Source organism: Amycolatopsis sp. NPDC005003, from assembly GCF_053600695.1.
In genome coordinates, this window is the sequence record NZ_JBSGAI010000004.1 from 253835 (window position 1) to 267015 (window position 13181).

Below are 13181 nucleotides of genomic sequence, written 5' to 3' on the forward strand. Positions count from 1 at the left end.
TCACCCCGTCCGCCGCAGTTCCGGCTCCGTCGTGATGGCGAAGCGGCCGACCGCCCGGGCGCACAGCGCCGACAACTCGGCCTCGGTGTCGGCCCCCAGCACGATGTGGAGGTAGAAGTCGGACGGGTGGCTCAGCCGCGCGCGGTCGCCGGCCTTGCGGACGCTCCACCAGCCGAGCACGCCCGGGAACGCCGCCAGTTCGGCGTCCGCCGGGAAGTGCGTGATCGTCCCCGGGTGAGCCGGCCGCACGTGCACCGCACCGACGTACCGGCGGCGCGGTTCCGCGGCCGGGCAGGTGCCGTGGAGGATCACCTCCGCGAGCACCCGCCAGATCGACCGGCCGTAGTGGGCGCCGAGCATGCCGTAGATCCACCCGCCGCCCACCCGGTTGGCGATCTCGGAGAAGACGAGCTCGCCGTCCGGGCGGCGGAACACCTCCATGTGCGTCGCGTGGTCGGTGATGCCCAGCGCCTCGTTGACGCGCAGCTGCAGGGCCAGGAGCCGGTCGTAAAGCTCCTGGTGGTCCTCGCGGGGCAGGATCCGCGAACCGTCCATACTGGACGGATCGGTCATGTTGAGGCGCGGCTCGTGGTACCCGTGCACGACGAACGACAGCGGGCGGCCCCCGGCCCACAGCGCGTCGACCGCGAGCTCCTCGCCGGTCACCCATTCCTCGACGATGAGCTGCCGCGACCGCAGCACCGGGTCGAAGCCGAAGCCGGCGATCACCTCGGCGAGGTCGTCACCGGGCCCCACCCGGACGGTGCTCATCGAGCCGAAGCCCGCGGCCGGCTTGACGACCAGCCGCGGGCCGAGGTCGCGCCGGGCCGCGGCGATCGCCTCGCCGTCGGCCGGGTCCGGCACGGACCGGAACCGCGCGGCCGGCACCCCGGCCGCCCGGACCCGCTGCTTCATGAGCCGCTTGTCCCGGTGCGCGACGTGGGCGACCGGGTCGCCGCCGAGACCGAGCAGCAACTCCAGGTGCCGGGCACCGGACTGGCTGAGTTCGCTCTGGCTGACCACTCGTTCGACGGCCGCGCCGCGCAGGCGGAGGTCGACGGCGACCGCGGCGAGCTCCTCCAGGGAGTCGAAGCTGCCGATCCGGTAGACGCGTTCGCACCGCGCCGTCATCGGGCCACCGGCAGTCTCGTCGAACCGGTCGTACCGGTCGAGCACGAGGTACACGCGCGCACCGAGGTCCACGAGCGCCGCGAGCAGCTCGGGCTGCCACTTGCACAGCAGGATCTCGCGGTCAGGCAACGGCTTCCTCACCTTCGAGCAGGGACCGCACCGTCCGGCGGTCGACCTTTCCCCCGGGCAGCAACGGCAGGGCGGGCAGCACCCGGACCTCGTCGGGCAGTTCCATGCCGAGCCGGGGCCGCAGCCGGCGACGGACCTGGCCGGCTTCGGCGGGGTCCGCGCACTCGACGGCGAGCACGATCCGGCCGCTGGGCACCAGCTGCACGCAGCAGGCGGTGCGCAGGTCCGGCAGGGCGGCCGCGGCCGTTTCGATCCGCGCGATGTCGACCAGGGTGCCGTTGCGCTTCACGAGTGTGTCGAGGCGGCCGCCGATCACCAGGCCACCGTCACCGTCCGGCTCGCCGCGGTCCTGGGTGGCGAAGCGCGTCACCCCGGACTCCCGGGTCAGCCGCCGCTCGTCCGCCGGCCCGCAGGTCCCGGCCAGGTAGCCGAGCGAGCCGTCGGGGCTGCTGATGACCACCCGCCGGGCGGCGGGCTCGCCGGCCACCGGTTCCAGGGTGAAGGTCGTCCCCGGCAGCGGTCTGCCGACCGGCTGCACGCCGGGCGGCGGGTCGGCCGCGACCTCGTGGCAGAACTTGGCCAGGGTGGTTTCGGACGGCCCGTACAGGTTGAACACCCGGGTCGACGGTGCGACCGACCGCCAGCGGGTGACGTGCCGGTCGTGCAGCGGCTCACCGGCGAGCAGCGTCGCCCGCAGCCCGGCGACCCGGGCCGAGGGCGCCGCGTCGGCCCAGCGCGTGGCGAGGCTCGGCACCGCGTGCAGGACCTCGATTTCGTGCGCGGCCAGCCAGGCCAGTACCCGTCCGGGCGACGTGCGGATCGCGCTGCCGGCGATGTGCAGCTCGCCGCCGGTGCACAGCGGCAGCAGGAGATCGCGGAAGACGACGTCGAACGACGGCGACGTCAGCATGGCCGTGCGGGTGCCCGGTCCGCCGCCGACCTCCGCCGCCTCCCAGTCGACGAAGCGGAGCAGGCCGCGGGCCTGGCCGACGATGGCCTTCGGGGCGCCTTGGCTGCCGGAGGAGAAGGTCACGTACCCGGCCTCGGGTGGCAGGCGGCGCTCCGCCGCCGGGAACACCGGGCGGATCTCGCCGCCCGGGCACGTGACGACGGCCGCCGGTTTGGCGCGGCCGATCACCGATTCGACGTGGGCCGCCGGGAGCAGTGCGTCGACGAGCAGCGGCACCAAGCCCGCTGCCCGCAGCCCGAGGAAGACGGCGGGCAGCTCGGCGTTCCCGTCCGAGACCACGCACACCAGCGCGCCGGCGGGCAGCCCGGCGGCTTCACACCGCTGCCGCCACTCGACGGCCCGCTCCCACAGGCCGGTGTAGGAAAGCTCTCCGTCGGGCGCGCACACGGCCGTGCGGTCACCGTGGCGCCGGACGATCTCCCGCACCCGGCCCGCGACCGGGCAGCCCTCTGCTCCTTCCACGGCCCGTCACCCGGCGTGCGCCGCGTCGAGCCGGCCGGCCAGCTCTTCGCCGAGCGCGTCGAACGAAGTCGCGTCGAACACGTCCTCGATGGAGCACACCACCCCGAGCCGCTCCTCGAGCCGCATCGCCAGCTCGATGATCGCGATGGAGTCGAACCCCGCCGAGATCGGGTCCTCGTGCCCGGCCGGCTCGCGCTGCGAAACCGCGCTCGCCAGCTCGAGGACCGTCCTGGTCGTGGTCAGTGTGACGTCGTCGGTCATGATGCTTCCCGCCTTTCCGTTCGGCCGGCCCGGTCCCCCGCGAGCCGCCAGTCGCGGTCCGGATGCGCGGTCATTTCCGCCAGCAGCAAGAGGTAGTCCGCCACCCAGCGCCCGACCGTCGCTTCGTCGAACTGGGCGGGGTTGTACTGGACCTTGCCGAAGGTCTCCCCCGTCGGCTGCGCGGTCATCGTCCACGCCGCGCCGCCGGGGATCTGCGAGCTCTTCTGCTCGAGCTGCCGGATCGGCCGGCAGCCGCCGGCGATCGCGAGTTCGTCTTCCCCGAAGCGCGCGCGGCTGTAGCCGAAGATGAAGTCGCACTGGCGCGGGTCCGCGAGGGGTTCCTGGAGCTCCGGCACCGCTTCTTCGACGTATTGGATCGGGACCTCGTGGGCGTACGCCTCGAGCAGCGCCTTCCGGGTCAGCCGGACGGCGTCGCGGAAGCTGCCGCAGGCCCCGAGGTCCGTGCGCAGGGTGAAGAAGTTGAGGAACGGGCCGACGGTGTCGTGGAACCGCGGGTCTCGCCGCCCGGCGGTCAGGGTGTTCACCGCGGGCTGGGTCGTCCCGGTCAGCCCGTTCGCGAGGACGCCGAAGGCGGCCAGCAGGACGATGAAGGCCGAGCCGCGGGTCTCGACGGCGAGAGCGTCCACGGCGGCGCCGAGCCGGGGCTCGATGACGAAGCCGGCGGTGGTGTAGGGCACCGGAGCCGGACCGGTGAGCGGCCGGTCGCCCGGGAGGAAGAACCGCGGGAACCCGCCGAGTTTCCCGCGCCAGTAGCCGAGCGCGCGCTCCAGCCCGGCTCCCCGCAGCAGCTCCCGCTGTTCCCGGGCGTACTCGCCGTACTGCCGGATCTCCGGCAGGTCGGCGGGCAGGCCGGCCACCCGGGCGGCGTAGAAAGCCGCCAGATCACGCTTGAGCAGGTCCATCGACCAGCCATCGCCCGCGGTGTGGTGGGTGACCAGCGCCAGCACCGAGTCTTCGGGGTCGAAGCGGGTCAGCACGGCTCGCAGCAGCGGCAGCTCCGTCACGTCCAGCCGCGCGGATTCGGCCTCGAACAGGAGCTCGCCCGCGGCGCGGTCGCGATCACCGGTCGGGGCGGCGGTCCGCACCACCAAGGGCACCGAGGCCGGCGGGTGCACCAGCTGGTGCGGCGGCGCACCCGTGTGCACCACGGTCGTCCGGAGCACCTCGTGCCGGACGACCAGGTCGTCGAGCGCACCCCGGAGGGCTCCCTCGTCGACCGCTCCGGAGAGCCGCAGTGCGTCGGCCAGGACGAACCCGGGGCCGAAGGCTCCCGCTCCCGCACCTTCGCACCAGAGCTCCTGCGCGCAGGAAAGCGGGTGGCGGTGGGCCGCGGGGAGCGGGCCGCCCGGCGTATCGGACAAGTGCTTCTCCTCGGACGGCGCCGCGCGCAGGCGACGCGGGTGGTCAGGCTGCGCCGGCCGCCTCGATGGCCACCCGGGCCTTCGCGGCGTAGCTCTCGTAGAGCGATTTCCGCTCGCCGCCGGGGTAATGCGGATCCCAGTACTTCCGGGGCCCGATCTGGTGGACCAACGTGGCCTCCGCCAGCGAGCCGCCGAGCGACGGCTCGAGCCGCGACGGTTTGGCGTGGTTCCACCGCTTGTCCACCTGCAGCCACTTCCCGTAGAGCACGTGGTTCAGCGCGTCCTGGTCGAGGAACCGCGTCTGGTCCCGGTGGCGGTGGATGTAGTCGAGACACCGCGGGGTGACCTCGCCGTCGAGCCAGGCGCGCACGTCGATCAGCAGGACACCGCTGTTGAAGTACCGCGCACGGGGGTCGAGCTCCGGGTGCTCCGCCAGCCCCGGCAGCCCCTCCATGTCGGACAGCCGACGGCAGTAGGGGTCGCCGACCGCGGCGATCGTGTTGCCCCGCAGGTCCGTCGCGGCCAGCTCGTCCAGCGGGCCGGTGCACAGGATGTCGCAGTCCAGGTACAGCACCCGGTCGACCCCGGCCGGCAGCAGGTGGGCCAGCTGCAGCCGCAGGTAGGTCGCGGTGCTGACGTAGGTGAACTCGTCGTCGGTCGACAGCGGGAGGTCGGCGTAGCCGGTGTGGTCGCACTCGAGGAACCGGGCCTGTCCGCGGTGGCCGATCTGGCGCCGCAGCGCGGTCCGGGTCTCCTGGGACACGTCCGGCGCGACGAGGAACCAGAAGGAGAGTTCCCCGGCCGGGTGGTGCTCCAGCAGCGATTCGACGAACGGGTGCACGTACGTCCCGTAGCCCTCGTCGAAGGTGAGTGCGATGTCCACGGTTCTCCCTACCGGTTTCGGCGTCCCTGCCCCGCGCGCGCGGGGCAGGGACGGTCAGGTCGCGCGTCAGGCCGTCTTGGCGAGTTCCACCCGCCCCCCGGGGCCCTGCCCGACGATCTCCGCGCGGATGCCGGCGACGATCTTCTGCGCCTCGGCCGCGGTTTCGGCCGCGGCGATCACGGCGATCATCGGCCGGTCCCAGTAGACCCCGCGCATGCTCGTCGGGTAGGCGCGCACCCCGCGCTCCCACAGCCGCTGGAACACCGGGCGGATGTGGTCCTCGTAGGTGATCCCGGGCGGCACCTCCATCATGAAGTCGGCCGACAGGGTCAGCTCACGCTGCGCACCCCACAGCCGGAGCAGCCCGCCGGCGTGCAGGGAACCGCTGCGCCGCGCGTTGATCTCCGTGACGTAGAGCCGGTCGTCGGCGCCCGCCACGCAGTCCGCGCACAGCCAGCCGCGGTAGCCGAGGGCGTGGGCGGCCCGGCCGACGGTGTGCGCGACTTCCGACACCCGCTCGCCCCACACCGGCGGCAGTGCGCCGTCCCCGACGTCGACACTGCGGAACTGGTAGCCGTTTTCGACCGTCAGCGCGCACAGCACGACGTCCTCGACACCCTCGTCGCCGACGAAGATGTCGACCGCCGGGCAGCCGACACCGGGCGCGTGCTCGACGAACTGCTGCACCAGGATCGGGAACGCGAAGAACGAGTCGCGGGCGGCGTTGTCCAGGAAGGCCTCCACGCTGCCCGGCGCGTCGGTGATGACACCGGACCCGTCGCCGGCGACACCGTAGGCGGTGCGCGCGATCACCTTGCCGTACCGCTTCTGCATCGCGATGATCGCGCCTCGCAGCTCGATCCAGTTGCTGACGATCATCCCGGGAGCGGCGGGCACGCCGGAGTCCTCACGGGCGAGGTCGAGCACGCTCACCTTGGAGTCGAGGTAAAGGCTGGCCCAGTAGTCCTCGCGCGGGACGCACTCGAGTTCCACCTCGTGGCCCCAGCCGCGCACGATCGCCGCGAGCTGGTAGATCTCCTGCGTCGGGCCCACCAGCTTGAAGCTGACCAGGCCGTACTCCGCCAGCGTCTCACGCAGCCGCTGCTGGGCGGCGCCGTCCGCGAGCAGGTCCTCGACCAGCAGGCCGGAACTCATCTCGGGCGACACGTAGGCCGGCGGGGTCAGCCCGAGTGCGTCGTGGATGTCCTTGAACCACAGCGTGTTCACGCCGCTCGGCAGCAGCAGGACACGCGGTGCCGAGCTCCAGAAGACGGAGTGCTCGCATTCGTAGGTCCCGCTGAACCGGACGACGCGGGCGCGCTCGTCGCCCGTGAGGTTCAGGTCCGGGTCACGGAGGAAGTACTCCGCGCTGTTCGGGATGATCAGCTCGACGGTCTGGCTCATCAGGACTTCTCCCCCGTGCTTGCGGGCGGTACCGGGCTCAGTGCCCGGACGTCTGGGTCGGCAAGGAAATCGGGCCGCGGAGCCGTGACGTCCACCGGCAGGTTGTGGACGCTGTTGTAGACGAAGATCAACATGGCGCGGCGGAACGGCGACAGGTTCGGCGACGAGGCGTGCAGCAGGTTGGGGTTGAAGAACAGCACCGACCCCGCCGGCCCCTTCGGGCTCACCATGCCGTTGGCCCGGGCCAGTTCTTCGATGACCGGCGCACCGACCTGGAACTTCTCTTCGGCGGTCAAGGTGGCCACCCACTCCGGCGCGTCCTCGTACCCGAGGGGCATGCCGTCGGCGAGCGTCCCGGCCAGCACGCCCCGCTCGTGGGAGCCGGGGATGAAGGTGAGCGGGCCGTTGAACTCGGTCACGTCGTCGAGGAACACCGACACGTTGACGAGGTCGGCCTTGCGGATCCCGTCGTTCTGCAGCCAGTAGATGTAGTCCTGGTGCCACTCCCACTGGTCGCCCGCGAGCGGCGCCTTGATGTTGATCTTCGACTGGTGCACGTACACGTCGTCGTCCAGCAACTGCCGCACCCCGCCGAGCAGCGCCGGGTTTCGCGCGACGTCCCGCAACCCGGAGTGGGTCTGGTGCACGCCGTAGACCGACCGCACCGTGACGTTGTCCCGCTCGAGCACCCGGCGGGGACCCGACTCGGACAGCACGTCCGGCAGCGCGGCCGTCACCGCACCCAAGACGTCACCGGCCAGGTAGTCCGGCGGAAGCAGCAGGAAGCCGTCGCGCCGATATCGTTCGACGAGCTCCGCCTCCAGCGGGCCGGTGTCGACCAAGTTTGCGAGTCCAGACATTCCGTCCAGCCTTCCCCTTCGATGACCGGCAAATCCCGATGGCGGGTCTTCCGCCGGATTCTCATTCTGCTTCATTTCGAGCCGTCACACTTCCTCGAAATTGCGTTGCACCGAGGACAGTGGTCGAAAAATCCGTTTCCGCCACGAAATCCGCAGCGGAACGGACCTTTTCGGTCACTGGCTCTTGAGCACCACCGGCAGCGTCTCCACGCCGTTGAGGAGGAACGTCGGCGCCGGCGAGACCTCGTCCGGCGGCACGGCCAGCGCGATGTCCGGGAACCGCTCGAACAACGCGGGCAGCGCGACGGTCGCCTCGATCCGCGCCAGCGGGGCGCCGATGCAGTGGTGCACCCCGTGCCCGAACGACAGGTGCTTCTTGTCCTCGCGCGTGATGTCGAAGCGCTCGGCGTCCGGCCCGTATCGCTCGAAGTCGCGGCCCGCCCCGAGGAAGTTCATCAGGACCGGATCGCCCTTCGGGATGGTCACCCCGGCGATGTGCACCTCTTCGGTGGTGAACCGGAACGGCAGCTGCGCGATGGGCGACTCGACGCGCAGGGCCTCCTCGACCACGTCGTCCCAGGAAACTTCGCCGGAGAGCGCCATCTGCAGCTGGTCGGGGTGCTTCAGCAGCGCCACGACCGCCCGGCTGATCAGGTTGGTGGTCGTCTCCGAACCCGCACCCAGCATGAGGTGCAGGGTGCCCGCGAGCTCGCTGTCGCTCAACCGGCTGCCGTCCTCGGCCTGCACGTCGATCAGCTTGCTCAGCAGGTCGTCGGCGGGTTCCCGCTTCTTGAACTCGACCAGCTCCTGCATCGCCTGGTGCCATTCCTCGACGTTGGCGAGCGCCTCTTCGTGGCTGATGCTGGTGTCCGTGTTGACCTCGCCACCGCGCATCACCGCCCGGCGGCGGTCCTCCGGGACACCGAACAGTTCACAGATCACCTTGGTGGGCAAGGGGTAGGCGAACCGGTCCTTGAGGTCGACGACCTCGCCGGGCGCGGCGGTGGCCAGGTCCGTCAGCAGTTCGTCGGTGATCCGCACGACCTGCGGCCGCATCGCCTCCGACCGCCGCAGGGTGAACGCCTTGGCCGTCAGCTGGCGCAGGCGGCTGTGCGCGGCGCCGTCGTTGGTCGTCATGTTGTCCATCAGCACCCAGCCGATCAGCGGGAAGTCCTCGCCGATTTCCCCGCTGACGAACGCGGGCCAGTACTGGTTGGCGTCCTTGGCGAACCGGGGGTCGGCCAGGACTTCGCGCACCATGTCGTGGCCGACCACCGACCAGGCGCGCACCCCACCGGGCAGCTCGACCTGCGCGATCGGGCCCTGCGCCCGCAACCGGACGGCTTCGGCCCGCACGTCGGTGCCGGCCGGATCAAGGACGATGGACTCAGCTGGCTCTCCCACGGACCCTCCAACATTCCCGGAACAGATGTTCGCAACTTAGATCGGCGGCCGGTACCCGGACCACTCATGCATTGCGCTGCCGCCGCCCGGCCGCGATCGGCGCCACCCTGCCGAGTGACTTTTCTTCGAAAATGCCTTGTGCCCCCGCGTGCGTTGGCCACGATTTCCGGCTGGGCTACCGTTGTCGGCGGCTATTCATGGCGATTTTCCGCGGGACCGGCACGAAGGTGAGGAGCGAGCGCATGCGACCGTTTCGCGTCGACATTCCGCAGAGTTCCCTGGACGACCTCCGGTCCCGCCTGCGGCACACGCGCTGGCCGGCTCAGCTCCGGGGCGCCGGCTGGGAACGCGGCGTGCCGGTCGATCACCTCCGGGAACTCGCGGAGTACTGGCGGACCGGTTACGACTGGCGGGCCGCGGAAGCCGAGCTGAACCGGTTCCCGCAGTTCGTCACGGAAATCGACGGCGCCGACATCCACTTCCTCCACGTCCGGTCGCCCGAACCGGACGCCGTGCCGCTGCTCATGACGCACGGCTGGCCCGGTTCGGTCGCCGAATTCCTGGACGTCATCGGCCCGCTCACCGATCCGCGCGCCCACGGCGGCGACCCGGCCGACGCCTTCCACGTGGTCGTGCCGAGCCCCCCGGGGTTCGGCTTCTCCGGCCCGGCCCGCGGTCCCGGGTGGACGGTCGGGCGCATCGCCGCCGCCTGGGCGGAACTGATGCGCCGCCTCGGTTATCCGCGCTACGCCGCCCACGGGACGGACCTCGGCGTGTGGATCTCGCTGACCCTCGCCGGCCTGGCCCCGGAAGCCCTGCTCGGCGTGCACGTCAACTACCTCCTCACGCCACCGGCCGGCACCCCGGAGGAGGACACCCTCCTCGACGACCGGGACCGCGAGCGCCTGGCGCTGCTCGACGAGATGCCCGCCAAGGGCGCCTACATGGCGATCCAGTCGACCCGGCCGCAGACGCTGGCCTACGGGCTGACCGACTCCCCGGCCGGTCAGCTCGCCTGGATCGCCGAAAAGTTCCGGGAATGGACGGACGCGTCGGTGCCCGGCGGGTCCGTGGGCCGCGACCGGCTGCTGACCACCGTCTCGATCTACTGGCTCACCGGGACCGCGGGGTCCGCGGCACAGGTGTACTTCGAGATGGCCGACCAGCTGCCCTCGCCCGGCAAGCCGCAGGGCGTGCCGCCGCCGTTGGCGGTGCCGCTCGGGGTGATGGTCCACCCGCACGACCTCGCGTTGCCGGTGCGGAAGCTGGCCGCGGCCCGCTTCCCGGGCATCGTGCAGTGGAGCGAGTTCGACCGTGGCGGTCACTTCCCCGCGCTGGAACAGCCCGGGGAGTTCGTGGCGGACGTGCGGTCGTTCGCGCGCGCATTGCCGGCGGGCCGGGCCGCCGCCTGAACCCGGCGGCCCGCTCGCACTTTTCGAAAAACCGAAGGAGAAACAACGATGAAGTTCCTGATGTTCGTCTGCACCGACAGCGAGCCCGACGACGACCGCACCGACGACATCGAGGCGTGGGTGACGAGCGCCGACTCGAGCGGGCGGCGGGTGCTCGGCAGCGCGCTGGCCGCGCCGTCGGACGCGGTCACCATCCGCGTCCGGAAGGGGGAACTGCTGCGCACGACCGGGCCGTTCGCGGACACCAAGGACACGATCGTCGGCTTCGACATCCTCGAGTGCGCCGATCTCGAAGACGCGGTCGACGTCGTCCGCGCGCACCCGATGGCCCGCATCGGCCGGATCGAGCTGCGCGCCTTCATCGACCTCGACTAGCCGACCGACCGACCACCGTCCGACACAGATCCCGGGAAGCTGGGGGAGCTCGATGACCTACCACCTCGAACCGCTGAGCCCGACGTTCGGCGCGAAGATCACGGAGATCGACCTCCGGGAGGACATCGACGGTGCCACCGTCGACCGGCTCGTCTCGGATCTGACCCGCCACCGGGTGCTCGTGCTGCCGGGGCAGCGGATCGACCACGAGCAGCACGTCCGGTTCAGCCGGCACTTCGGCCCGCTGGACGTGTACCCGGTGGCCCGGTACGTGGTGCCCGGGAACCCGGAGATCCTCAAGATCAGCAACATCTTCGAGAACGGCCAGCCGATCGGCCTCTACGACGGTGACGAGCAGGAGGAGTGGCACACCGACTACTCGTGGAAGAAGGTCATGAGCCGGGCGTCGCTGCTGTATTCCGCCGTCGCTCCCGCCGAAGGCGGGGACACGGTGTTCGGCGACGCGACGGCGGCCTACGACGACCTGCCGGCCGACCTGAAGGCGCAGATCGACGACCTGCGCGCCGTCCACTCGATGAACTACCTGGTCGAGCAGGAGCTGGCGACCAACCCGCACAAGAAGCCGCTCACCGAAGAGGAGAAGCGGCGCACGCCGGACATCGAACAGCCGGTGGTCCGCGTGCACCCGGTCACCGGACGCCGTTCGCTGCTGCTGGGCACCATGATCATCAGCGGGATCGTCGGCATGGCGCCGGAGGAGGGCAAGGCTCTGCTGGACCGGCTGCACGAGCACGCCACCGCCCCTCGTTACCTCTACCGCCACCATTGGGCCGTCGGAGACCTGGTGATCTGGGACAACGACGCCACGATGCACACCCGCACCGCCTGCGACAGCAAGCGGCACCACCGCCTGCTGTACCGCACGACGGTCATGCCGCGAGTCGTGGAGGCAAGCGGGCGACAAGCGGCTTGACCGGCCGGGCCGCCACGACCGCCGCCCGGCGGGCGCGGCGGCCCACCCGGTTCGGCAGGCACCCAACTCCCATTCCCGATCGACGAACGTGGGGCAGGTAGGCGAATCGTGTTGAGGACCTTCGAAGCCGTGGTCATCGGCGCCGGCATGTTCGGTTCGGCGACCGCCAAGCATCTCGGCCGGGCCGGCGTGGACGTGGCGGTCGTCGGACCGGCCGAACCGGCTGACGGCACACCCGTGGACCGGCACTCGTTCGGCGCCTACTTCGACGAGGCCCGGATCACCCGCAGGCTGGGCTGGGACCCGGTCTGGCAGGCCACCGATTCGACGTCGCTGGACCGCTTCCGGGCCATCGAGGCCGAGTCGGGCATCGGTTTCTTCCACGAGTGCGGCTCGCTCATCCTCATGGCGAAGTCCATCGGGCACCGGACCGCCGACATGCTGAGCCAGTGCGAGGCGGACTCGATCACCGTCGAACGGAGCTCGGCAGGCGACCTCGGCCGCGAGTTCCCGGAGCTGGGCCTCCCGCCGATGTCCGGCGGGGTGGAGGGGCTGTTCGAACGCAAGCAGGCCGGCTACCTCAACCCGCGGCAGCTGGTCCGGGCGCAGCTGGCGCTCACCGAGAGCACCGGCGGGCAGGTCGTGCGCGGGGCCGTCAAGGGCGTCGCGAAGGACGCGCGGTCCGGGCTCTGGCGGGTCGCGGTCCAGCGCGACGGCCGGTGCGAAGAGATCGGCGCGGAGCGGCTCGTCGTGGCGGCCGGGGCGCTGACCAACCAGAACGACGTCCTGCCCGCGGGCATCGAACTCGCGCTGCACGTCTTCACCGAGCCGAACCTGCTGTTCGAGGTGGCCGACGACCAGCTCGAACGGTTCCAGGCCATCCCGCCGGTCGTCACCATCGACCCGGAGGACTCCGGCAACGAGAACATGTCGCTGTACCTGCTTCCGCCGATCCGGTACCCGGACGGCAAGTGGTACGTCCGCATCGGACCGGGGATGCAGCCGATCGTCCGGGAGCTGACGGACACCGGCGAGATGGAGTCGTGGTGCGCCGCGCAGCGGATCACGCCGGAGCAGTACGACTTCCTGTCCAGGATGCGCTCGCTGCTCCTCCCGGACCTGCGCCCCGTCTCCGTGCGCGAAGCGTGCTGCCTGATCGACAAGACCCCGTCCCGCTACCCCTACCTCGGGCACGTCACCGAAGACGAAACGCTGACCGTCGCGGTCGGCGGGAACGGCCACGGTGCCCGTGGATCGGACGAGATCGGCAGGCTGGCGGCCACCGTCGCCCTCGGGCAGCCGTGGATCTCGGCGGTGCCGCAAGAGGTGTTCAAGCCGTTGACGACCGGAACCCGGGCGGCCGGGCCGAGCGGCGACTTCCACAAGCCGCCCTTCGGCCTCTGCTGATCCGGACATCCGGCAGCACGTTTTCCCGCGGGGAGGACCCGCCGGCGTCGCGGCGCCGGCGGGTCCTCGTCGCGAATACCAAACTGTCCGAAATGGACACTGTGGCAGGTGATCGGCACCACGGGGTGTGAGCCTGCCCACCGCACTCGCGAAGAGCCGGGCACCGT

The 13181-nt window shown here is 71.2% G+C and carries 12 protein-coding genes; 4 read left to right on the forward strand and 8 right to left on the reverse strand.

What is annotated here, in order from left to right:
- The 8 genes from ACWED2_RS07055 to ACWED2_RS07090 all read right to left on the reverse strand — a co-directional run bounded on the left by ACWED2_RS07055 (position 1) and on the right by ACWED2_RS07090 (position 8886).
- A complete protein-coding gene (locus ACWED2_RS07055; protein ID WP_449689516.1) occupies positions 1–1260 on the reverse strand; it encodes an ATP-grasp domain-containing protein in 1260 nt (419 codons plus the stop codon).
- A complete protein-coding gene (locus tag ACWED2_RS07060) occupies positions 1253–2692 on the reverse strand; it encodes an AMP-binding protein (RefSeq protein ID WP_449689517.1) in 1440 nt (479 codons plus the stop codon). Before ACWED2_RS07060 ends, ACWED2_RS07055 begins: the two co-directional genes overlap by 8 nt.
- 6 nt (positions 2693–2698) lie before the next feature.
- The gene (locus tag ACWED2_RS07065) at positions 2699–2953 is read right to left on the reverse strand and encodes an acyl carrier protein (RefSeq protein ID WP_449689518.1); all 255 of its coding nucleotides are present in this window, start codon (positions 2951–2953) and stop codon (positions 2699–2701) included.
- On the reverse strand, positions 2950–4335 hold the full coding sequence (locus tag ACWED2_RS07070; protein WP_449689519.1) for a condensation domain-containing protein: 1386 nt from the start codon (positions 4333–4335) through the stop codon (positions 2950–2952). The genes ACWED2_RS07065 and ACWED2_RS07070 overlap by 4 nt, the downstream gene beginning before the upstream one ends.
- Before the next feature lie 43 nt (positions 4336–4378).
- Positions 4379–5218 (reverse strand): glycosyltransferase family 8 protein, encoded by an 840-nt coding sequence (locus ACWED2_RS07075; protein ID WP_449689520.1) that lies wholly within the window; start codon positions 5216–5218, stop codon positions 4379–4381.
- 66 nt (positions 5219–5284) lie between these two features.
- Positions 5285–6622, reverse strand: coding sequence for a hypothetical protein (locus tag ACWED2_RS07080; protein ID WP_449689521.1), 1338 nt, complete (start codon positions 6620–6622; stop codon positions 5285–5287).
- Positions 6622–7482 (reverse strand): phytanoyl-CoA dioxygenase family protein, encoded by an 861-nt coding sequence (locus ACWED2_RS07085; protein ID WP_449689522.1) that lies wholly within the window; start codon positions 7480–7482, stop codon positions 6622–6624. Before ACWED2_RS07085 ends, ACWED2_RS07080 begins: the two co-directional genes overlap by 1 nt.
- 174 nt (positions 7483–7656) lie before the next feature.
- Positions 7657–8886 carry a cytochrome P450 family protein gene (locus ACWED2_RS07090; protein WP_449689523.1) on the reverse strand — a complete coding sequence of 410 codons (1230 nt, stop codon included), beginning with the start codon at positions 8884–8886 and terminating at the stop codon, positions 7657–7659.
- Between the two features lie 242 nt (positions 8887–9128).
- Here ACWED2_RS07090 and ACWED2_RS07095 point away from each other — a divergent pair, with 242 nt between their 5' ends.
- The 4 genes from ACWED2_RS07095 to ACWED2_RS07110 all read left to right on the forward strand — a co-directional run bounded on the left by ACWED2_RS07095 (position 9129) and on the right by ACWED2_RS07110 (position 13014).
- Positions 9129–10298 carry an epoxide hydrolase family protein gene (locus ACWED2_RS07095; protein WP_449689524.1) on the forward strand — a complete coding sequence of 390 codons (1170 nt, stop codon included), beginning with the start codon at positions 9129–9131 and terminating at the stop codon, positions 10296–10298.
- A gap of 48 nt (positions 10299–10346) precedes the next feature.
- The gene (locus tag ACWED2_RS07100; protein ID WP_449689525.1) at positions 10347–10673 is read left to right on the forward strand and encodes a YciI family protein; all 327 of its coding nucleotides are present in this window, start codon (positions 10347–10349) and stop codon (positions 10671–10673) included.
- A 52-nt stretch (positions 10674–10725) separates the two neighbouring features.
- Entirely contained in the window at positions 10726–11607 is an 882-nt protein-coding gene (locus ACWED2_RS07105; protein WP_449689526.1) for a TauD/TfdA dioxygenase family protein, read from the forward strand.
- A 108-nt stretch (positions 11608–11715) separates the two neighbouring features.
- Positions 11716–13014 (forward strand): NAD(P)/FAD-dependent oxidoreductase, encoded by a 1299-nt coding sequence (locus ACWED2_RS07110; RefSeq protein WP_449689527.1) that lies wholly within the window; start codon positions 11716–11718, stop codon positions 13012–13014.
- The last annotated feature ends 167 nt before the right edge of the window (positions 13015–13181 follow it).